General features: G+C 66.3%; 22 protein-coding genes. 16 read left to right on the plus strand and 6 right to left on the minus strand.

All coding sequences use genetic code 11. The features are described 5' to 3' along the window. Positions 1–82: 82 nt before the first annotated feature. Complete coding sequence (gene folK / locus AC1DZT_RS18725) at positions 83–664, minus strand: 2-amino-4-hydroxy-6-hydroxymethyldihydropteridine diphosphokinase (protein WP_478008165.1); 582 nt, start codon at positions 662–664, stop codon at positions 83–85. A 150-nt stretch (positions 665–814) separates the two neighbouring features. Between folK and AC1DZT_RS18730 the strand changes: the two genes are divergently transcribed. Continuing rightward, positions 815–1,390, plus strand: a complete 576-nt coding sequence (locus tag AC1DZT_RS18730) for a LabA-like NYN domain-containing protein (RefSeq protein WP_478008166.1) — start codon at positions 815–817, stop codon at positions 1,388–1,390. A gap of 40 nt (positions 1,391–1,430) precedes the next feature. Then, the gene (locus tag AC1DZT_RS18735; protein WP_478008167.1) at positions 1,431–2,015 is read left to right on the plus strand and encodes a hypothetical protein; all 585 of its coding nucleotides are present in this window, start codon (positions 1,431–1,433) and stop codon (positions 2,013–2,015) included. Here AC1DZT_RS18735 and AC1DZT_RS18740 read toward each other — a convergent pair. Further along, entirely contained in the window at positions 1,970–2,776 is an 807-nt protein-coding gene (locus AC1DZT_RS18740) for an ATP-grasp domain-containing protein (RefSeq protein ID WP_478008168.1), read from the minus strand. The two genes, AC1DZT_RS18735 and AC1DZT_RS18740, sit on opposite strands and share 46 nt — an antisense overlap. A gap of 148 nt (positions 2,777–2,924) precedes the next feature. Between AC1DZT_RS18740 and ispH the strand changes: the two genes are divergently transcribed. Genes ispH through rnhA form a run of 3 tightly spaced genes read left to right on the plus strand, consistent with a single transcriptional unit; the run spans position 2,925 to position 4,942 of the window. Next, a complete protein-coding gene (ispH, locus tag AC1DZT_RS18745; RefSeq protein ID WP_478008169.1) occupies positions 2,925–3,872 on the plus strand; it encodes a 4-hydroxy-3-methylbut-2-enyl diphosphate reductase in 948 nt (315 codons plus the stop codon). 9 nt (positions 3,873–3,881) lie between these two features. Beyond that, positions 3,882–4,487: a LysE family translocator gene (locus AC1DZT_RS18750; RefSeq protein WP_478008170.1), complete on the plus strand. Its 606-nt coding sequence runs from the start codon at positions 3,882–3,884 to the stop codon at positions 4,485–4,487. Beyond that, positions 4,487–4,942, plus strand: a complete 456-nt coding sequence (gene rnhA / locus AC1DZT_RS18755) for a ribonuclease HI (RefSeq protein WP_478008171.1) — start codon at positions 4,487–4,489, stop codon at positions 4,940–4,942. Before AC1DZT_RS18750 ends, rnhA begins: the two co-directional genes overlap by 1 nt. On the opposite strand, the gene AC1DZT_RS18760 is transcribed toward rnhA, so the two are convergent. Both AC1DZT_RS18760 and AC1DZT_RS18765 read right to left on the minus strand, forming a co-directional pair. Then, positions 4,939–5,754: a hypothetical protein gene (locus AC1DZT_RS18760; RefSeq protein ID WP_478008172.1), complete on the minus strand. Its 816-nt coding sequence runs from the start codon at positions 5,752–5,754 to the stop codon at positions 4,939–4,941. The genes rnhA and AC1DZT_RS18760 overlap by 4 nt on opposite strands. Positions 5,755–5,902: 148 nt before the next feature. Beyond that, complete coding sequence (locus AC1DZT_RS18765; protein ID WP_478008173.1) at positions 5,903–7,864, minus strand: glycosyltransferase family 2 protein; 1,962 nt, start codon at positions 7,862–7,864, stop codon at positions 5,903–5,905. 279 nt (positions 7,865–8,143) lie between these two features. Here AC1DZT_RS18765 and AC1DZT_RS18770 point away from each other — a divergent pair, with 279 nt between their 5' ends. The 4 genes from AC1DZT_RS18770 (at position 8,144) to AC1DZT_RS18785 (ending at position 12,524) form a co-directional block, all read left to right on the plus strand. Beyond that, positions 8,144–9,232 (plus strand): hypothetical protein, encoded by a 1,089-nt coding sequence (locus AC1DZT_RS18770; protein ID WP_478008174.1) that lies wholly within the window; start codon positions 8,144–8,146, stop codon positions 9,230–9,232. 98 nt (positions 9,233–9,330) lie between these two features. Beyond that, on the plus strand, positions 9,331–10,686 hold the full coding sequence (locus AC1DZT_RS18775) for a DUF1800 domain-containing protein (protein ID WP_478008175.1): 1,356 nt from the start codon (positions 9,331–9,333) through the stop codon (positions 10,684–10,686). 6 nt (positions 10,687–10,692) lie between these two features. Continuing rightward, positions 10,693–11,865: a DUF1501 domain-containing protein gene (locus tag AC1DZT_RS18780; protein ID WP_478008176.1), complete on the plus strand. Its 1,173-nt coding sequence runs from the start codon at positions 10,693–10,695 to the stop codon at positions 11,863–11,865. Positions 11,866–12,014: 149 nt separating this feature from the next. After that, complete coding sequence (locus tag AC1DZT_RS18785; RefSeq protein WP_478008177.1) at positions 12,015–12,524, plus strand: TetR/AcrR family transcriptional regulator; 510 nt, start codon at positions 12,015–12,017, stop codon at positions 12,522–12,524. An 8-nt stretch (positions 12,525–12,532) separates the two neighbouring features. On the opposite strand, the gene AC1DZT_RS18790 is transcribed toward AC1DZT_RS18785, so the two are convergent. Next, on the minus strand, positions 12,533–12,772 hold the full coding sequence (locus AC1DZT_RS18790; RefSeq protein WP_478008178.1) for a GlsB/YeaQ/YmgE family stress response membrane protein: 240 nt from the start codon (positions 12,770–12,772) through the stop codon (positions 12,533–12,535). Between the two features lie 117 nt (positions 12,773–12,889). Between AC1DZT_RS18790 and AC1DZT_RS18795 the strand changes: the two genes are divergently transcribed. Further along, positions 12,890–13,261, plus strand: a complete 372-nt coding sequence (locus AC1DZT_RS18795) for a hypothetical protein (RefSeq protein WP_478008179.1) — start codon at positions 12,890–12,892, stop codon at positions 13,259–13,261. Here AC1DZT_RS18795 and AC1DZT_RS18800 read toward each other — a convergent pair. Next, complete coding sequence (locus AC1DZT_RS18800; RefSeq protein ID WP_478008180.1) at positions 13,258–14,616, minus strand: chloride channel protein; 1,359 nt, start codon at positions 14,614–14,616, stop codon at positions 13,258–13,260. The two genes, AC1DZT_RS18795 and AC1DZT_RS18800, sit on opposite strands and share 4 nt — an antisense overlap. A 186-nt stretch (positions 14,617–14,802) precedes the next feature. On the opposite strand from AC1DZT_RS18800, the gene AC1DZT_RS18805 reads away from it, so the two are divergent. From AC1DZT_RS18805 to AC1DZT_RS18830, 6 genes are all read left to right on the plus strand, one after another. Then, positions 14,803–15,234 carry a GAF domain-containing protein gene (locus tag AC1DZT_RS18805; RefSeq protein WP_478008181.1) on the plus strand — a complete coding sequence of 144 codons (432 nt, stop codon included), beginning with the start codon at positions 14,803–14,805 and terminating at the stop codon, positions 15,232–15,234. A 37-nt stretch (positions 15,235–15,271) separates the two neighbouring features. Next, positions 15,272–15,511, plus strand: coding sequence for an acylphosphatase (locus tag AC1DZT_RS18810; protein WP_478008217.1), 240 nt, complete (start codon positions 15,272–15,274; stop codon positions 15,509–15,511). A gap of 152 nt (positions 15,512–15,663) precedes the next feature. Beyond that, the gene (locus AC1DZT_RS18815; RefSeq protein WP_478008182.1) at positions 15,664–16,278 is read left to right on the plus strand and encodes a Rieske 2Fe-2S domain-containing protein; all 615 of its coding nucleotides are present in this window, start codon (positions 15,664–15,666) and stop codon (positions 16,276–16,278) included. 74 nt (positions 16,279–16,352) lie between these two features. Continuing rightward, positions 16,353–17,114 carry an aromatic ring-hydroxylating dioxygenase subunit alpha gene (locus AC1DZT_RS18820; protein WP_478008218.1) on the plus strand — a complete coding sequence of 254 codons (762 nt, stop codon included), beginning with the start codon at positions 16,353–16,355 and terminating at the stop codon, positions 17,112–17,114. After that, the gene (locus tag AC1DZT_RS18825) at positions 17,111–17,752 is read left to right on the plus strand and encodes a glutathione S-transferase family protein (RefSeq protein WP_478008183.1); all 642 of its coding nucleotides are present in this window, start codon (positions 17,111–17,113) and stop codon (positions 17,750–17,752) included. The genes AC1DZT_RS18820 and AC1DZT_RS18825 overlap by 4 nt, the downstream gene beginning before the upstream one ends. Next, positions 17,752–19,122, plus strand: a complete 1,371-nt coding sequence (locus AC1DZT_RS18830) for an amidohydrolase (protein ID WP_478008184.1) — start codon at positions 17,752–17,754, stop codon at positions 19,120–19,122. Before AC1DZT_RS18825 ends, AC1DZT_RS18830 begins: the two co-directional genes overlap by 1 nt. Positions 19,123–19,134: the final 12 nt, after the last annotated feature.

The following is a 19,134-nucleotide window of genomic DNA, read 5'->3' on the forward strand; positions in this document are numbered from 1 at the left end:
TCCAATAGTTGGGGGCTCGGGAAGGGACTATCTAGTCTTGTGAAAATCTCTTGACAAGCGGCAAATGCGTCGCATGTCGCGATCAGAGCGGACGAACCGCCGCAATATCGCCCAAAGGCAGGGCTTCGACCAGTTCCGTCACGGTCTTTTGCAGCATCGGATGGCGCCAGTCCGGGGCGACATCGGCGAGGGGGACGAGAACGAAGGCGCGGTCCTGCAGGCGCGGATGCGGGAGAATCAGTGTCGGCGGCGTCTCGCGCATCTGGTCATCCACAGGAAGTTGACACCAATGTGACCAGACCTCGCGGCTCGGCAGGATTTGGCCGTCGACGGCGATCAGGTCCAGATCGAGGGTCCGCCCGCCCCAACGCCGGGCCTCCGGCGCGCCGCGGTCGCGCCCGAAGGCGGCCTCGATCCGGTGCAGGGCCGCAAGGATGGCCGCAGGCTCCAGATCGGTTGCCAAGATGGCCGCAGCATTGATATAATCGGGTCCGGCACCTGCGGGAAAACAGGGGGTGGAATAGAACCGGCTGGCCTTTATCAGGGTCAAACCTTCGGGGTCCAGGGCGGCCAGGGCATCCTGAAGGACGTTAACGGTATCTTTGCTTTTCCATGGCAGGTTCCCGCCGAGGGCGAGCAAGACAAGCGTGTATCGTTGCGTCATTTCAGGGTACACTTTCGTATAGGGATACTTGTGAGGGCTTACCCCGGCTGATACTCGATTGCTACAGCCCGGGGGCAAATGCAAAGGGCTGAACGATTGTCTCTTTCGCTGCACTTTTTTGACGAGCGAAAGGATTGAAGGGGAAAATTCATGTTTTACAAAGACGAACGCCTTGCGTTGTTCATTGATGGTTCGAACCTTTACGCCGCTGCCAAAGCACTTGGATTTGACATCGACTACAAGCTTCTCCGTCAGGAATTCATGCGCCGTGGCCGCCTGTTGCGGGCCTTCTACTACACGGCCCTGCTGGAGAACGACGATTACTCGCCCATCCGTCCCTTGGTGGATTGGCTGAACTACAATGGCTTCACCATGGTGACGAAGCCCGCCAAGGAATATACCGACAGCCAGGGCCGCCGGAAGGTCAAGGGCAACATGGATATCGAACTGACGGTGGATGCGATGGAACTCGCGCCGCGCGTCGATCATATCGTGCTCTTCTCCGGCGACGGCGACTTCCGCCCGCTGGTGGAAAGCCTGCAACGGCAGGGGGTGCGCGTCTCGGTCGTCTCGACCATCCGCAGCCAGCCGCCGATGATCGCCGACGAATTGCGCCGCCAGGCCGACAATTTCATCGAGCTGGACGAGCTGCGCGACGTGATCGGCCGCCCGCCCCGCGAACCGCGCCCGATGGAGCGTGAGGATATCGCGATCGAAGCCAAGTAAGGCTTTGACCGAAGGACCAGACCATGCAGGGCCGGATCAGGTGACTGACCCGGCCTTTGGTTTTTCGCCCCCCGAGGGTCTTGACGGCGGGTTGCTGGCGCGCTGGCACTTCACCCAGACGGCGGAGGATGCCCTGGCGCTGTTGCGCCTGCGCCGCGAATGGCCGGACCGGGCGAAGCTCGCCTTCGGGCTGGCCTGCCTTGCCGGTGGCGCGCTGGCCGGGGTTCTGGCGCCGGAAGGGTGGCTTTTCCCGGTCTTTCTGGCGGTCGAGGCGGCACTGATCGCGCTGATCTTCCTCGGCCGCGACCTGATGCGCCGGCGGCGGGCGCGGCGGATGGTGCCGGTGCCGCGGCCCGCTGTGCTGGAAGAATGGGTCGATTGCATCGCGGGAAGCGAGATCACCACCGGCGAGGAAGATTATCTTTCGCCCGAGCTGATCGGCGAGGTGCTGCTCACCCCCAGCCATCTTTTCATCCGCAACTTTGCCAGCGCCATCGTCGTGCCGCGCCAGGCCTTCGCCGATGCCGCCGAGGCCGAGGCTTTTGCCGCCCATCTTCGCGCACTGGCGCGCGGGCCCTATTATTTCGATCCGCCCGAAGCGCCGGAGGCCACGCAGGCCAGATAGCGCCGCAGGTAGGCCGCGACGTTCCAGGTCAGCGAGCCGCCGACGCGGGGGTTGATCTCGAACAGCATGGGCCGGCCCTCGACCATGCGGTAGTCGATGCAGCAGGTGCCGTCGGTATAGCCGATCGCCGCCAGCATGGCGAAGAGCGCCCCTTGTCCGGGGGTCTCTGCCAGCCAGCGGTGGGCGCGCGGCCTGAGGCCTACGCCCTTGACCCCGGGCAGCTTGCCCATGTCGTATTCGATGGTCTGGCAATGCTGCGGCACGCCACGGTGCATCAGAACATGGCAGGCATATTCAAAGCGGCCCGGCAGGTAATCCTGGATGAAATGGCTGTCCTGCAAGAGGCTTGCCTGCACCTGTTCCGGCACCTCGGGCTGGTGCACCAGCCAGGTCTCCTTGCCCCAGGCGGCGCGGCGCGCCTTGACGATGACCGGGTGGCGCGCGGGATCGGCGGGCAGGCGGTCGCGCATCAGGGGGATATGGTCGCCAAACCCCAGTGCGATCAGCCGTCGGTTCAGGGCGAGCTTGTCATGGCAAAGCCGCCGCAGCGGCCTTGGCGTCGGCAGGGCGGGCAGGTGGGCGCCTTGGGTCTCGCACCAGTCCAGCTCGGTCAGGCTCAGGGGCACGACGGCGTCAAAACCCGCATCCGCAGCCTTGGGCAGCTCTGCCATCACGATCCGGAACTCCTCGGGGTCGGTCGAGGCGTGCAGACCGGCCTCCCATTCCGGCTTTACCCCGAAGAGGATTCGCTTGGGCGGCATTGGCAGTCTCTCTCCCCGGCACAACTTCCGGTCGATGAATAGGGGCGCCGGGCCGCCTTGTCACGCCGAGGCGCGCGATTTTTCCAAGGGAAAGGTGGACCTCGGCCACGGTTGCCCTTAACTGGACCGGAACCAGCCCGAGCGTGCCATGAGCGAACCCCTGACCCTTTACCTCGCCGCCCCGCGCGGCTTTTGCGCCGGTGTCGACCGCGCCATCAAGATCGTCGAGCTTGCCCTGCAGAAATGGGGCGCGCCGGTCTATGTCCGCCACGAGATCGTGCACAACAAATTCGTCGTCGACGCGCTGCGCGCCAAGGGCGCGGTTTTCGTCGAGGAGCTGGAGGATTGCCCGACCGACCGGCCGGTGATCTTCTCGGCCCATGGCGTGCCGAAATCGGTGCCGGCGGCGGCCGAGGCGCGGGCGATGATCGCGGTGGATGCGACCTGCCCCCTGGTGACCAAGGTCCATAACGAGGCGGCGCGGCATTCGGAAAACGGGCTGCAGATGGTGATGATCGGCCATGCCGGCCATCCCGAAACCATTGGCACCATGGGGCAATTGCCCGAGGGCGAGGTTCTTCTGGTCGAAACCGCCGAGGATGTGGCGGGGCTTGAGGTCCGCGATCCCGGGAAGCTCGCCTATATCACCCAGACCACCCTGTCGGTGGATGACACCGCCGGGATCGTCGCGGCCCTGCAGGCCCGCTTTCCCCTGATCGCGGCGCCGCACAAGGAAGACATCTGCTATGCCACGACCAATCGCCAAGCGGCGGTCAAGGCGATTGCGGGCAGGATCGACGCGCTTCTGGTGATCGGGGCGCCCAATTCCTCGAACTCCAAGCGGCTGGTCGAGGTCGGCAAGGCTGCGGGCTGCGGCTACGCGCAGCTGGTCCAGCGGGCGGCGGATATCGACTGGCGCGCGCTGGAGGGCATCCGCGCCGTCGGGGTGACCGCCGGCGCCTCGGCCCCGGAGGAGCTGGTGGGCGAGGTGATCGACGCCTTCCGCGCCCGCTATGCCGTGACGGTTGACGTGGTGGAAACCGCGACCGAAAACATCGAATTCAAAGTGCCGCGTCTGTTGAGAGAAGCCAATTGAGGATGGACCATGTCGCCTGAGTTTCTACTGACCGCCTTCATCGTCTGCATCACGCCGGGGATTGGCGTTATCTATACCCTGTCTGTAACCTTGGGTGGCGGGTTTCGGGCTGGGCTTTGGGCCACGCTGGGTTGCACGCTGGCCACGGTCTTTCACATGGTTGTCGCCATGGCCGGATTGGCCGCCGTTTTGCACACCTCTGCGGTGCTGTTTCAGGCGGTCAAATTCGCGGGCGTCGCCTATCTTTTGTGGATGGCCTGGGCCGTGCTGAAATCCAGCGGAGCCCTGGCCATCGAGCCTGCGCAGGGCGGTTCTGCCGGGCGGCTTGTGTGGCGGGGGATTTTGCTGAACATTCTCAACCCCAAGCTGCCGCTGTTCTTCATCGCCTTCCTGCCGCAGTTCCTGCCCGCCAATGACCCCTCGCTGATGCCTTTGATCACGCTGGGGTTTGGCTTTACCGCCATGACCTGCGCGACCTTTGTGCTTTACGCGGGCATTGCGGCCTCGGGACGGAGAGCCATTTTGTCCTCTCCCTCGGTGATGACCTGGATGCGGCGGGCTTTTGCGGCGTCTTTTGCCTTTTTGGGTGTGCGGCTGGCGATGGAGCGCGCCTGATGCCCGATCTTTTCGCCTATACCGACGGGGCCTGTTCGGGCAACCCGGGCCCCGGCGGCTGGGGTGTCCTGATGCTCGCACGCGAGGGCGGGCAGGTGGTCAAGGAGCGCACGCTTCAGGGCGGCGAGGCGCAGACCACCAACAACCGGATGGAGCTTCTGGCCGCCATCTCGGCGCTCGAGGCTTTGACCAAGCCGGTCGCCATCACCATCGTCACCGACAGCGCCTATGTGAAGAACGGCATCACCGAATGGATGGACAACTGGAAGCGCCGCGGCTGGAAGACCGCCGGGGGGCCGCCGGTCAAGAATGTCGATCTGTGGCAAAGGCTTGATGCGGCGCGTCTGTCTCACCAGGTGACCTGGCGCTGGATCAAGGGCCATGCCGGCCATGTCGAGAACGAGCGGGCCGATGAACTGGCCCGCGCCGGCATGGCACCGTTCAAGAAGGCTTAATCCTCAAGCGCCTTGGTCGGATCGACGCCGACCTGTTCGCACATCCGCGCGGCGTAGGAGCCGGGCAGCGGCGGGTTCTTGCGCCACCAGGGCTTGGTCCCGTTGGTGTAGAGGTGGACCGACAGGGTATTGTCGGTGAAATGGCCCTCCACCCGGCCATAGGGGTCATAGAAGACATCGTTCAGCTGGAAGGGCACCGGATAGAGGTAGTCCGGCGTCAGCGCCTTGTCGTAATCGCCGGTGGCCTGCGCGAAATAGGTGAAGGCCTGCGGCCCGAAGGCGGTGCGCTCGGCATTGTAGATCCGCACGGCGAGCGGCAGTTTCGGGTCCTGCTTTTCGATCTTCTTGCGCTGGTGCTTGGAAAACCACGGCGGCGCATCGGGCAGGTTGAAGTAGTAGTCGAGCAGCCGCGCCATCAGCTCGCCCTCCTTGGGGATATAGACCACGCCGCAGTTCAGCGCCCCGCGCATGCCGTGGCCGGCGTAGATGTTCTGCATCTCGTCCGGAAAGGGCTTGTGGCAGAAGGCGTCGCAGTCGATCCAGACCGCATCGGTCGCCTGGATCATCTTGTAGCGGAAGACGTTGGAGAGGAAGCTTTCAGAGGTCTGGGCCACGATCTCGCGGTCGATCGTCATGATATCGGACGCCGGTTTGACGATGACGCCTTCGGGCACGTTGCTGACCGTGTCGGTGCAGTACAGCGTCGTCGGATGGCCCTGCTGCACATGGCTGAGCAGGCAAAGTTGGTTGAGGTAGTGCAGCTTTTCGCCGATCCACAGCGAGGCGACGGGGCGGCGGACTTCAGTGCTCATCAGGACCCTCAAAGAAATATCTGGTTTTCCGGCAGAATGCCGAAGGGGTTAGCCTCTGTCCAGCGCTTGGCCGGACCGGGGACGCGGGGCGAGTGTCTTGCCCAAAAGCGGGCATATCGCGGCGCTGGCGGGGCAGAATGGCGGCAGGTCACGCGGCCTCGCCGCCCAGCTGAAAGCCGCGGGCGATGTTGGGGTCAAAGCTGAAGGCGGGGGCATAGTCCAGCTCCTCCAGCAGGGCTGCGACCTCGTCGAGGCGGTTGTGCCAATGCTCGAGCAGGCGGCCGTAGAGCAGGATCTGTTCGGGCAGGGGGGCGAGGCGGGGCAGGGTCTCGGCCAGGACCTCGGGCGAAAGGCGCGGATCGGCGAGGAGGAGCGCACGGGGCTGCACGGCATGGACGAGAGCGGCCAGCGCTGCGGCGGGCGCGGCAAGGTCGATGTCGGAGAGGGTGAGCCTGTCGCTGAAGCTGCGCTGGTTCCGGGCCATGATGCGGGCCATCGTGGTGCGCAGGCTTGGGTTGTCCTCCTGCAGGGTCAGGCGCAGGTCGGGCCTTTCGCGGGCCAGATGCAGGCCGATGAAGCCCGACGCCGCGCCGACCTCGACCACGGCGCAGGCCTTGGGCAGGACGTGGGGCAGCTTGCGCGCGAGGCCACGGTCGAACTTGCCCGCGCTGATCAGGGCCAGGGCCGCCGGCGGGAAGATGCGGGGATCGAGCGGCAGTTGCAGGCCGTGGTTTTCGACCCAATCGAGCGCCATGTCGCCCGCGACATCCGGCGTGCCCGGCACATAAAGCCCCATCGGCACCTGCGGCGTGGCGGTCTTGGGCTCGCCCTTGCGGTCCTCTTTCGCCTTGGCGTTGCGGGTCTTTTCGACCTCGGACATCAGGGCGGCGATCTTTTCCTTGTCGCGGGCCTGGGGCGGTTTGGCGACGATCTGGCTGATCGGCACCTGGGAGGCGCGGGCGAGGTCGGCCACAAGAAGCTGGTAGGCCTCGGTCCCGCGCAGTTCGGCCAGACGCGCCTCGGCACGGGCGAGGGCGGCGTTGTGCAGGCGGTTCAGCTCGGGGTCCGCCAGCAGGGCGGCGATGATCTCGTTGCGGCGCGCGGTATAGCGCAGCATCGTGTCATCGCGCACCTCGTTGCGGTCCTGCAGCGACCAGTAGTCGGAATTATACTTGTCTTTCTTGTTGTTGACGTTGCCGCGCAGCTTGCGGATCGCATAGGAATCCACCGATTTCACCGCATAGTGGTTCAGTTGCACCCAGTCATAGCCCACGGTCCGGGTGATCGAGCGCCAGCCGCGGAACTTGAAGTAATCCTCCATCACGGCGCCCGAACCGGTCAGCCATTTCACCCGGTCGGGGAAATCGGTCTTGATGTGGCGGGTCTTCATCTTGGGCCGGTGGATTCCGAGCTTCCAATAGTCGGGGTCGAACTGGAACAGGGTCTTGACGCCCCAGCCCTTGTTCCAGGTGGTCGGCGCTGCAAGGCGGTATTGTTCGGTCACGGGATCGCGCGACCAGTCCACCACCCCGCCCGAACCGAAGATGCGCCAGGTCACTACGACGCCATTGGCCTCCTGCGCCTTGGCGGCAGAGATGAGGTCGTCGAGCGTGCCGTCACCGTAGCGGATCGACAGGAACTCGTCCGCGTCAAAGACCATGACCCAGTCGGAAAGGCCGACGACGGGTTCCTCCTGCGCGTAGTTCAGGGCGGAGGGTTGCGGGCGGATGCCTTCGGGGATCACGTTGCGGCGGTGATGGGCGAGGCCCAGCTGCTCCAGCCGGATCAGCATGTCGTCGGTGCCGTCCGAACAGTCGTTGGTATAGACCACGAGGTCGGTGAACCCCACCGCCAGATGATGCGCGACCCATTCGATGACATAGGGGCCCTCGTCCTTCATCATCGAGACGGCGGTGACCTGGCCATGCGGGCTTTGATGCGCCTTGAGCGGGAAATCGACGCTGCCCCACAAAGGAGCCGCCCCGCGGGGGCGCCCGTCCAGCGGGGCCAGCACGCGGGCGGCTTTGGCCTTGCCGCCACCGCCCTGCTTGCCGCCGCCTTTGCCGCCCTTGGCCTTCTTCGGCTCTGCCTGCCCTTCGTCTTCGCTCATCTGGTCCTGCCCGCGCTTTTGGCGCGATCCTAGGCGCGGCGGCGAAGCGGCGGCAAGGTGTTTGCCGGTGACAGAGGGCCAAAGCGACGGTTTTCGCCGCCAGACCCGGGCAAAATCGCGTGTGTCGGGCGATAAAACGGGTGACAGAGCCGCGCCGCTTGCGCATGGTTCCGGTCTGAGACCGGCCGCCCCGCGCCGCGATGGCGCGCCGGTCTGGACAGAGGAGGCACCCGTTCCGGCCCGCACCGGCGTGGGGCGCCGGAAGAGATCGAGGATTGCATGGCCCCCAAGCTGACCGTCTATTTCATCGTCGAGCCGCCGAATTATCAGGTCATGGCCTGCTACCTTTCGGCCTCGCTGCGCGAGAATTTCGGGGATAGCGTGGCGCTGGTCGGCTATTGCCCGGCGCACAAGATCGACCTCGTCCACCCGGAGGTGAAGGCGGTTCTGGCCAAGCTCGGCTGCGATCTGCGCACGATGGTGACCGAGGGGCGCTTTTCGCCGGCCTATCCGCATGGCAACAAGATCCTCGCCACGCTGGAAAAGCGCGACACCGAATTTTCCTGCTTCATGGACAGCGATATCCTGACGCTGCGGCCCAACAAGGTCGAGAACATCATCAAGGAGGGCAGCGTGTCCCTGACGCCGGCCGCCTCGATGGGCTGGGCGAAACAGTCGGTCTGGCCCTCGATCTACGCGGCAGCGGGGATGGAGATGCCCACCGAACGCATCCGCCTGATGAAGCAGAAGAAAGGCAACGGGCGGATGCCCTATTTCTCCTCCGGCCTGTTTTCCTTTCCCGAACAATACCGCACGGCAGAGGGGAAAAGCTTTCCCGAGGTCTGGATGGAGGTGGCGCAGACCCTGGATGCCGGGCTCGACCTGCCGGCCAAGCGGCCCTACCTCGACCAGATGAGCCTGCCGCTGGCGATCCAGAAATCCGGGCTGGTCTGGAACCTGCTGCCCGATACCCAGCATTTCATCCTTGGCGGCAAGGCGCGGGGCGAGCCTTTGCCGACCGACCGCGAGATCTATACCGTGCATTACCGGCAATGGCCGCTGATCAAGGAGATCGGCCTGGCCAATTACGCCAAGTCGCTGATGGTCACCCATGTCGGCATCAAGAAGGTGGCCCTGACCGACGAGGCCGAGGCAGAGGACGATCCCAAGGCCCTGCGCCGCAAGCGCCGCTTCGAGAAGAGCCTTGCCCGCGGGCCGAAGGTCGAAAAGCCCGAGACCAAGGCCGACCGCAAGGAACGCAACCGCGCCCGGGCCTTGAAGAAAGCGGAAAAAACAGGCGCCGGTGCCGGGCCGGGCGGCGATCAGCCGGAACCCGCGGCTGCGAGCGGGCAGGAAGCTGCCGAATAGGCCCCGGCGGATGCTGCAAAGCCGCAAATCGCGGAAATGTCAGTTGAAGTGCGGGCAAGGCGGGCTCATCTGGATTCAGGACCTGATCGGAGGCGGCCTTGGAAGCATCGAGTCTGATTGAGGAAATTCGTTTCGGCTATGGCCCGCGTGCTGGCACGACGCCGGCGCCCGGCGGGGTGGAGCCGGAGCGTCTGCTGGCCCAGCTGACGGCCGAGGACCCCGCCGCGGCGCGTTGGAACCGGCCGCCGCTGGCGCAGCGTCTGGTGCTGATCAATGCCTTTCGCGCCGAAAAGCAGATGGCGGCCAAGAACAACGTCGCGCTGAAGGACGCCAACCTCAGCGACACCGGCATGCAGCTGAAATTCATGGAATTCCAGGACCTGCAAAGCTTCGTCTCGCGCCCCGCCGTGGCCGAGCTCGGCTTTGTCGAGCGGCTGGTGAACATGTGGGCCAACCGGATCACGGTGTCCAATGTCTCGGCCGGGGTGGGGCGCTATATCCAGTCCTTCCGCGACGAGGCGATCCGGCCCCATATCGCCGGGCGCTATGCCGACATGCTGAAGGCGACGATCTGGCATCCGGCGATGCAGGTCTACCTGACCCAGAGCGACTCGATCGGGCCGAACTCGCCAATCGGGCTGAAGAAGGGCAAGGGGCTGAACGAGAACCTCGCGCGCGAGTTTCTGGAACTGCACACGATGGGCCATGGCTATACCCAGACCGATGTGACGGAATTCGCCAAGCTTCTGTCGGGGATGGAGACGGACGACCGGGGCTCGCATGTGGTCAAGGCGCGGGCCGAGCCGGGGGAGAAGTCGATCCTCGGGGCGAATTATGGCGAGGGGATGGACGAGATCACCCGCTTTGTCGAAACCGTGGCGCATCGGCAGGAGACGGCGGATGCGGTGGCCTTCTTCATGGCGCGCCATTTCATCGCCGACGTGCCGCCGCCCGATCTGGTGCAGGCGCTGAGCCAGGCCTATCTGGCGCATGACACCGAACTTGTGCCGGTCTACCGGGTGCTGTTGCAGCATCCCTCGGCCAGCGATCCCACGCGCCAGAAGGTGCGCAGCCCGCAGGAATATGCCGCGGCGGGCCTGCGGCTGATGGGGCTGGACGGGCAGGAGCAGAACATGCCCGGCTTCAACAAGAAGTCGATGCAGATCCCCGCCGCCCTCGTCCGGATGGGGCAGACCCCGTTCAAGGCCCTGCGTCCCGATGGCTGGCCGGAGGTGGCGAGCGGCTGGATGACCCCGCCGATGATGGCCGCCCGCATCGACTTTGCCGTCGATCTGGCGCGCGCCACCGGCGACCGCGCCGACCCGACGGCGCTGACCAATTTTGCGCTGGGCGATACGGCCAGCCCGCTGCTGCGCCGCGCCGTCTCGGGCGCCGAACAGCGGTGGGAGGGATTGGCCGTGCTGATCGCCTCGCCCGAATTCAGCCGGAGGTAGCCAAAGATGGCCCATGATCTCTTGATGTCGCGTCGCGCCTTTCTGATCGGCTGTTCGGTGGCGGCCTCCCCCCTGCTGACGCCGGTGACCTTTGCCGCCGCCCCGGGCGAGAACCGGCTGGTGGTGATCGTGCTGCGCGGGGCGATGGACGGGCTGGATGTGGTGCGCCCGGTCGGCGACCCGGCCTATGCCGCCTTGCGCCCGAAGCTCGCCGTCGATGCGATGGACGGGCCGGCGCTGAACGATTTCTTCACGCTGCATCCGGCGGCGGCGGGGATGATGCCGCTCTGGCAGGCCGGAGAGCTGGCCTTTGCCCATGCGGTGGCGACACCCTACCGTTCGGGGCGCAGCCATTTCATCGGGCAGGACGCGCTGGAGAACGGCACCGGCGGCGCCGATGGCAGCCTGACGCCCAACCATGACGGCTGGATGAACCGGGCGTTGTTCCTGATGCCGGGGGCGCACAAGGATACGGCCGTGTCGGTGGGCCAGCAGCGGCTTTTGATCCTCGACGGGGCGCATGACACCGACCATTGGTACCCGGTGACCGAAAGCCCGCTGTCCGCCCAAGGCCAGGATCTGTTGAACGCGGTCAATGCCGCCGATCCCTTGTTCGCCGAACCCTATGCCGAGGCGCAGCATCTGGTGCGCAACCTCGATGGCGAGACGCTGCCGAAGGGCGGGCTTGGCTATGATCAGCTGGGCACCTATGTGGCCGAGCGGCTGCTTGGCCCCTCGCGGATCGCCAGCTTTTCCTTCAGCGGCTGGGACACCCACAACATGCAGCAGAAGACCATGACCCTGCAGCTGACCGGCCTGTCGGATGCGCTGATCGCGATGAAGGCGGCGCTGGGCAAGGCCTGGGGGACGACGCTGGTGCTGGCGATGACCGAGTTCGGCCGCACCGCGCGGGAGAACGGCACCGGCGGCACCGATCACGGCACCGGCGGCATGGCGGTGCTGGCGGGCGGGGCGGTGAAGGGCGGCAAGATCCTCGGCAAGTGGCCGGGCCTTGCCGATGGCAACCTGCTGGCCGAGCGCGACCTGATGCCCACCGGCGATGTGCGGGCCTATCCGGCCTGGGCCCTGCGCAAGATGTTCGGGGTCGAGGCGGCGGGGCTGGAGACGAGCGTGTTTCCCGGCCTCGACCTTGGTTCTGACCCGGGGATGCTGCTGTAACCCGTGATCCAGAGGCGCGCCTGCGGCGCAAGGTTCCGTCTCGCCTCTGGCCTGCGGCCAACCGGCTCGGGCCTTGGGAGGGCGGGGGCGTGGCGCGGTGAGCCCGAGGTTCGGCTTGCCATTCGCGGAGGCTGGGCTACCGTTGGGCCATGGCACGTCCCCGCACCCTTCCCGATTCCCAGGTCTTTTCCGCCATCCTTCAGCTGATCGCCGCAGAGGGCGAAAAGGCGGTGGCTTTTTCCGCGGTGTCGCGGGCGACCGGTCTGGCCGGGGCCTCGCTGGTGCAGCGCTATGGCGGGCTGCCGGTGATGGTCGAGGCGGCCCTGGCCTGGGGCTGGGACAGGCTGGATGCGCTGGCCTCCGAGGTCGAGGCCGAGGTCGTGGCCCATGACAAGGGGGCGCAGGCGCTGCTCAAGGCCCTGACCGAGCGCAGCGCCAGCCTGCCGATGACGGCGCTTCTGGCGGCCAGCCTGCGCCACGCCCGCCTGCGCCTGCGTGCGGCGGAGTGGCGGGCCCGGGTCGAGGGGTTGCTTGCGGCGCGGCTGCATGATGCCGAACGCGCCTCGATGCTGTTTTCGGCCTGGCAGGGGCAGATCCTGTGGGAGGGTGCCGGCGAGAAGGGCTTCAAGCTGAAGGATGCCCTGAAGCGGCTTGGGTGAATCGGCGCTCAGCGGCGGCGGAAATAGGTCTTCCACAGCCAGATCAGCACCAGCGCGCCCAGCACGGCGCCGACGAAGCCCGCCATGACGCCGGTCAGCAGGATCAGCGCCCGGATCACCAGGCCGCCGATGATCGCACCAGCGATGCCGATGGCCACGGTGGTCGGGACATCGGTCTGCAGCCGCATCATCCGTGTGGCGAGAAACCCCGCCGCGGCCCCTATCACCACCAGCAAAATGAACGGCATCCGATCCTCCGGCCCGGGCGCCGCACCACGGGGCGCCCCAGTCTGATATGGGAAAGGCGGGGGGCAAATGGAAGGGACCCCTTGCCAGTCTTGCGGCCTTGCGGCAGGACTGCGGCTATGACCGGACCATCCTCCTCCTCCCCCGCCCTGACGCCCGAGGCCTTTCTCGCCCCGCTGACCCGCCTTGCCGCCCGCCATCCCGGGCTGGAGGGCGAGGTGCTCTGGGCTGCCGAGGTCGAGGAAGGCTGGCAGGTCCAGGATGACGCGACCGAGATGCTGGATGCCGAAGAGATCCCGTTCTACGCCGAGGGGCTGATGATGGAGGGCTTCGGCCTGTTGTGGCAGGCCATGGCCGAGGCGGGGGCGAGCGTGCCGGACCATATCCTCCTCATGGTCTGGGAACAGGGCGCCACGCCGCCACCCGCGCCAGAGGCGGCGGAGGGCTGGGTGATCCTGTCCTCGGGGCGCTGGGACGGCGCTCCCGCCTAGGGCAGGGGGGCTGCGGGCACCTCGACCGCGGCATGGCGCATCTTGCGGATCGTGTCGGCCACCCAGATCCGGCTGAGCGCGTGGTACAAGGGCTCGCGCGCGATCAGGCGCGAGGTGCCATAGCCCAGCATCGCCGAAGCCATGATCGGCACCACATTGTCATGGTTGCCGGTCATTTCCATGATGATCACGAAGGCGGTCATCGGCGCCTGCACGACGCCGGCGAAATAGCCCGACATGCCCAGAACGGCGGCGAGGCTGGCGGAGGAGCCGAAGACCATCGCCATCACGCTGCCCAGACCCGCCCCCACGGCCAGCGAGGGCGCAAAGAGCCCGCCCGGAATGCCCGAGACGGTGGAGGCGAGGGTGGCCACGAACTTGCCGAGGAAGAAATACCACGGCAGGGGATGGCCCTCGACCACCGAACGCGCCTCGGCATAGCTGGTGCCGAAGGTCAGGCCGCCGGTGGCGATGCCGACGCCGGCGACGATCAGCCCGGCGAGACCGGCGACGATCACCACCTTGTGCCAGTCGGCCCCGACATGCCAGCGGCGCAGGCGGCGGCCGATGCGCAGGGTCAGGGCGCTGAACACCGCACCGAAGGCTCCACCACAGACGCCACAGGCGATGACCAGCGGCCAGTCGCCCGGAAAGACCGCGTTCACATGCATGACGCCGAAATAGGTATAGCTGCCCTGCAGGCCCAGCGAGGCCACGCCCGCGATGATCACCGCCGACAAGACCACGCCGTTCGACCGCGAGTCATAGGCGCGCGACATCTCCTCGATCGCAAAGACGATCCCGGCGAGGGGGGTGTTGAAGGCCGCGGCGATCCCGGCGGCGGAACCGGCCAGAATCAAACCCTTGGCATGGGCCATGCCGCCGACCCGCGCCGACAGCAACATCAGCGAGGCGCCGACCTGCACCGTCGGCCCCTCGCGCCCGATCGAGGCGCCGGTGGCGAGGCCGAGGATGGTCAGGAAGATCTTGCCCAGGACCAGCCGCATCGACAGAAGATGGCCGCGCTCCTCGTCGTCGCGCAGGTGGCGGGCGGCGATGGCCTGGGGAATGCCGCTGCCCTGCGATCCGGAAAAGTAGCGGAACGCCATCCAGGCGCTGAACATCATGCCCAAAGGCGTGATGAGCAGCGGCAGCCAGCGGTGCCAACCCCCGGCGGTCATGGCCGAAAACACCCCCTGCGCGCGGTCGGCCGCCACCGCGAAACCGGCTGAGATGACGCCGGTCGCCAGGGCCCCGGCCCAGAAGACCAGCCGCGATTTCCACAGGCGCGAGGACACCATCAAGGCCCGCGAGCGTCGCATCATCGGGATGCTGATCTTGCGTTTGGCAGACATGGGCGACCTCTTGGCGTGACCTGCGGGCATGGGCGATATGTCCGGGAATGCGCCGCAGCGGGGCCTCTGGCAACCCTGTTTTCCGGGCGAAGGGCAAAAAACCGCGCCCACACCCCGGCGGAGCCGCTCAATTTCCCGTGCGATCCCGGCTTGTCTTGGCGCGGGGCCTGTGGCGATATGCGCGCCATGAGCATCTATGACACCCTCCACACCGACTGCGCCGCGCTTGGCACGCGCCTTTTCACCGTGACCGTGCAGGACGAGGCCGCAGGCCTTGCGCGGCGGTCCTACACCTCGCATCCGGTGGAATATCCGGTCAGCGGCACCAAGCCGATCGAGAAGGACGGCTGGTACGACCAATGCATCGGCGCGCGGCAGGTCTTCGTGGCCAATACCACGCCGGAGTTTGCGAAATACTTCTTCGACCATGCGCTGATCACCTCGCTTGGCCTCGGCTCCTGCATCAACATCCCGATTTTTGCGGGTGATGGTCCGGTCCTCGGCACGGTCAACCTTCTGGCCCAAGAGCAGCATTTCACGCCCGAAAAGCTCGCCGCCTACAAGGCGCTGATCGCGCGCGATCATGGCGCGCTGGTCGCGGCCATGACGGGCGGCTGAACTGGACGCGAACGCCACCCGGACCGAAGGCTTTGCGATCACCGGCGATGTCGGGGCCGCGGGTTTTGCCGGCTGGATCCTGCGCCATGCCGGGCGGCTGGGTCTGACCGCCTCGGTCGAGGCGCAGCGGCCGGATCTGGTCGAGGTGACGGTTTCCGGCCCGCCAGACCTTCTGGACGCGATGGCGCTGGGCTGCAGCCTTGGCCCGCAGGAGGTCCTGGTGGACGAGGTCCGCCGCGCGCCGAAAAACCGCGCGCTGCCGTCGGAATCCGCTTAGATCTTCGCCTGATTTGTGATCATCTTTTCCGGTGCCGCCCAATTTGAGGGCTTTTTTCGGCAGGTGCCGCGTCAGGGGTCGTGCATTTGCCGCGGTCTTGGGCTGCAATGCGGCAGCGCGTCGCGCGGCGTTTGGGAAGGGTTGGAAGCGGGATGACATCAGCTTGGATCGCCAATGGCTTGTCGCAGGACTTGCCGGCCGGGGTGGTGATGGCGGGCGCCTGGGGCGCGCAGGATCTGGCGATCTGGCGCAGCGCCGCGGGCCGGATCGCCGCCTGGAAGGACCGCTGCCAGCACCGCGGCATGCGGCTGAGCCATGGCTTCGTGCGGGGCGAGACGTTGTCCTGCATCTACCACGGCTGGGTCTACGGCACCTCGGGCGCCTGCAGCCGCATTCCGGCGCATCCCGATTTGGTGCCGCCTTCCGCGATCCGCGCCACCTCCTTTGCCTGTGTCGAGGCGGATGGCGTGATCTGGGTCGCCCCCGAGGGCACGACCGACCCCTTGCCCGACCTTGCGGGTCTGGTGCCCGTCCGCTCGCTGACCTTCGACGCGCCGGTGGTGGTCTCGGGCCTTGCAGGCGAAGGCGTCCTGCGCGGTAAGGTCAGCATCGGCGGGCGCGAGGTGGCGCTGTGCCTCGTGCTGCAGGTGCTTGCCACCGGCCAGACCCGGGTCCACGCTTTGGCCGCGGCTGCGGGCGACAGGGTGGAAGTCTCGCGCTGGCTGGAGGCGCTGCGGCGGAAGTTGGAAATGGGGGATGCGGCATGACCACGGCGGCGGTTCTGAACGAATGGTATCCGGTGGGCATGACCGCGATGGTGTCCGCGGCCGGGCGCGACACGATGCTGCTGGGCGAGGCGATCCGGGTCTTTCGCGACGCCTCCGGCATCAGGGTGACGGGCGCGGGCCGTGACCTTGCGGTGACGCTGGCCTATGGCCATGTCTGGGCTTGCCCCGGCACCCCGGCGCATCCCCTCTTCGCCCTGCCCGAGGCGGATCAGCCCGGCCGCCGGCTGGTCGATGTGGGGGTGGTGCGGGTGAAATGTTCGCCGCTGCGCGCGGTGGAAAACTTCCTCGACATCGCGCATTTCCCCTTCGTCCATACCGATATCCTCGGCGCTGAACCCCATACCGAGGTCAACCGCTACGAGGTGCAGATCCGCGAAGAGGTCGATGAGGTCTGGGCCACCAAGGTGCATTTCTACCAGCCGCAAGCCGCCAAATCGGCCGAGGGCGGCATCGTGACGGAATACATGTACCGGGTGCCGGCGCCGACGGCCTCGGTCCTCTACAAGACCTGCCCGGTCAGGCCCGATGAATGGGACGTGATCGCGATCTTCGTGCAGCCCCTGACCGAGGAGCTCTGCGATGTCTGGCCCTGGATGGCGCTGTTCGATGACGTGACCCCGCAGGCGGAGCTGATCGCCTTTCAGCAGATGATCTTCCTGCAGGACCGCTCGATCCTGGAAAACCAGATCCCGCGGCTTTTGCCCCTCGACCCGGGGATGGAAAGTCCGACCCAGGCCGACCTGACCTCGATCGCCTATCGGCGCTGGTTGAAGCGGCGGGGCCTGACCTATGGCGCGCAGATGGTGGCGGCATGATCCTGTATGACTATGTGCTGAGCGCCAGCTGCTACAAGGTGCGCCTGATGGCGGCTTTGGTGGGCGTGAAGCTGGATCAGATCGCGGTGGATTTTCACCCTGGGCGCGAACATCGCTCGGTGGCGTTCCGGGCGATCAACCCGGCGGGGACGATCCCGGTGCTGGTCGACGGCGATCTGATCCTGACCGAAAGCACCGCGATGCTGGTGCATTTGGCGCAGGGCACCGTCTGGATGGGGACAGCGCCGGCCGAGGTGCAGCAATGGCTGGCCTTCTCGGCCCGGCTTGGCGCCAGCCTTGGCATGGCGCGGCTGCATGACATGCTGCTTTACCCCGGCGATATCGAGGCGCTGCGCGCGGCGGGCCACGACGCCTTGCGCGAGATGGAGGCGCATCTGGTCGAGCGCCGCTTTGCAGACGGGCTGTGGCTGGTGGGCCAGACGCCCTCGATCGCCGATATCGCCTGTTTCCCGGCGGTGGCGCTGGCCGGGGATGGCGGGGTCAGCCTGGACGCCTACCCCTCGGTCCGGTTGTGGAGCAGGGCGGTCCGCGCCCTCGACCGTTTCATCGAAATGCCGGGCATCCACCGGCTGCACGAGCTGCGCCCCGCGCCGAAAACATCGGTGGAGCGCGTCTGATGGGCTATTTGCTGAAGAACTGCGCCGCCATCGTCCCCTCGGCCACGGCGCCGGTGCTGCGCGGGCAGGATATATGGGTCGAGGGTCCGGCGATCCGCGCCATCGGGCCGGATCTGTCGCAGGGGCCCTTGCCTGCTGGCACCCAAGTCCTTGATGCGACGGGGTGGTTCGTCTACCCGGGTCTGGTCAACACCCATCACCATTTCTTCCAGACCTTCGTGAGGAACCGCGCCGATCTGGACTGGACCAAGCTTTCGGTGATCGAATGGCTGGACCGGATCTATCCGATCTTCTCCCGCCTGACCGAGGAGGCCTTCTACCATTCGACCGTGGTGGCCCTGGCCGAGCTGATCAAGCATGGCTGCACCACCGCCTTTGACCACCAATACAACTTCCCCCGCCATGCCGGCACCCGCATCGTCGACCGCCAGTTCGAAGCGGCCGAGATGTTCGGCATCCGCCTGCATGCCGGGCGCGGCGGCAATTCGCTGCCGAAGTCGGAGGGCAGCACGATCCCCGACGAGATGCTGGAGACGACGGACGAATTCCTGTCCGATTGCGAAAGGCTGATCGACAGCTATCACGACGCCGGGCCCTTCAGCATGCGGCAGGTCGCCGTCTCGCCCTGTCAGCCGGTGAATGGCTACCGCGAGACCTTCGTGGAATCGGTCCGCCTTGCCCGCGACAAGGGCGTGCTGTTGCACACCCATGTGGGCGAGGGGGAAAGCCCGGTCATGCAGGCGCGGACCGGCAAGCGGACGGTGGATTACCTGGAGGAGATCGGCTTTGCCGGGCCGGATGTCTGGTACGCCCATTGCTGGGAGCTGTCGCATGGCGAGCTGGCGCAACTGGCCGCCAGCCGGACCGGCGTCGCCCATTGCCCGGAGCCGGTCTATCTCGTCGGCGCCGAGGTCACCGATATTCCGGCGATGCAGGCCTTGGGTCTGCGGCTGGGGCTGGGCGTCGATGGCACGGCCTCGAACGACAATTCCAACCTGATGCACTGCATCCATTCCGGCTACATGCTGCAATGTCTGGTGGCCAAAAGCCGCAAGCATCCGGTGCCCGAGCCTTCGGCCTTCCTGCATTATGCCACGCAAGGCGGCGCAGATGTGCTGGGGAGGAAGGACATCGGCCACCTCGCCCCCGGCATGGCGGCGGATCTTTTCGCCATCGACACCCGCAGGCTTGACTATGTCGGCACAAGGCATGACCCGGCGAGCCTGCTGGCCAAGGTCGGCGTCGGCATGGCGGTGGACATGACCATGATCAACGGGCGGATCGTCTGGGCGGATGGCGCCTTCCCGGGCCTTGACGAGCGCGACCTCTTCACCCGTGCCGAAGCCGCCTTTCACAAGATAACAAACTGATCCAACAGAGGA

This window comes from Rhodobacter sp. P1_C2, from assembly GCF_056406375.1.

Coding starts and splice junctions, on each gene's coding strand:
- AC1DZT_RS18830 (WP_478008184.1), top strand. CDS start 17,752: ATGGGCTATTTGCTGAAGAACTGCGCCGCCATCGTCCCCTCGGCCACG.
- rnhA (WP_478008171.1), top strand. CDS start 4,487: ATGCCCGATCTTTTCGCCTATACCGACGGGGCCTGTTCGGGCAACCCG.
- AC1DZT_RS18765 (WP_478008173.1), bottom strand. CDS start 7,864: ATGAGCGAAGACGAAGGGCAGGCAGAGCCGAAGAAGGCCAAGGGCGGC.
- AC1DZT_RS18795 (WP_478008179.1), top strand. CDS start 12,890: ATGACCGGACCATCCTCCTCCTCCCCCGCCCTGACGCCCGAGGCCTTT.
- AC1DZT_RS18770 (WP_478008174.1), top strand. CDS start 8,144: ATGGCCCCCAAGCTGACCGTCTATTTCATCGTCGAGCCGCCGAATTAT.
- AC1DZT_RS18825 (WP_478008183.1), top strand. CDS start 17,111: ATGATCCTGTATGACTATGTGCTGAGCGCCAGCTGCTACAAGGTGCGC.
- AC1DZT_RS18730 (WP_478008166.1), top strand. CDS start 815: ATGTTTTACAAAGACGAACGCCTTGCGTTGTTCATTGATGGTTCGAAC.
- AC1DZT_RS18740 (WP_478008168.1), bottom strand. CDS start 2,776: ATGCCGCCCAAGCGAATCCTCTTCGGGGTAAAGCCGGAATGGGAGGCC.
- AC1DZT_RS18785 (WP_478008177.1), top strand. CDS start 12,015: ATGGCACGTCCCCGCACCCTTCCCGATTCCCAGGTCTTTTCCGCCATC.
- AC1DZT_RS18780 (WP_478008176.1), top strand. CDS start 10,693: ATGGCCCATGATCTCTTGATGTCGCGTCGCGCCTTTCTGATCGGCTGT.
- folK (WP_478008165.1), bottom strand. CDS start 664: ATGACGCAACGATACACGCTTGTCTTGCTCGCCCTCGGCGGGAACCTG.
- AC1DZT_RS18815 (WP_478008182.1), top strand. CDS start 15,664: ATGACATCAGCTTGGATCGCCAATGGCTTGTCGCAGGACTTGCCGGCC.
- AC1DZT_RS18800 (WP_478008180.1), bottom strand. CDS start 14,616: ATGTCTGCCAAACGCAAGATCAGCATCCCGATGATGCGACGCTCGCGG.
- AC1DZT_RS18805 (WP_478008181.1), top strand. CDS start 14,803: ATGAGCATCTATGACACCCTCCACACCGACTGCGCCGCGCTTGGCACG.
- ispH (WP_478008169.1), top strand. CDS start 2,925: ATGAGCGAACCCCTGACCCTTTACCTCGCCGCCCCGCGCGGCTTTTGC.
- AC1DZT_RS18750 (WP_478008170.1), top strand. CDS start 3,882: ATGTCGCCTGAGTTTCTACTGACCGCCTTCATCGTCTGCATCACGCCG.
- AC1DZT_RS18790 (WP_478008178.1), bottom strand. CDS start 12,772: ATGCCGTTCATTTTGCTGGTGGTGATAGGGGCCGCGGCGGGGTTTCTC.
- AC1DZT_RS18820 (WP_478008218.1), top strand. CDS start 16,353: ATGCTGCTGGGCGAGGCGATCCGGGTCTTTCGCGACGCCTCCGGCATC.
- AC1DZT_RS18760 (WP_478008172.1), bottom strand. CDS start 5,754: ATGAGCACTGAAGTCCGCCGCCCCGTCGCCTCGCTGTGGATCGGCGAA.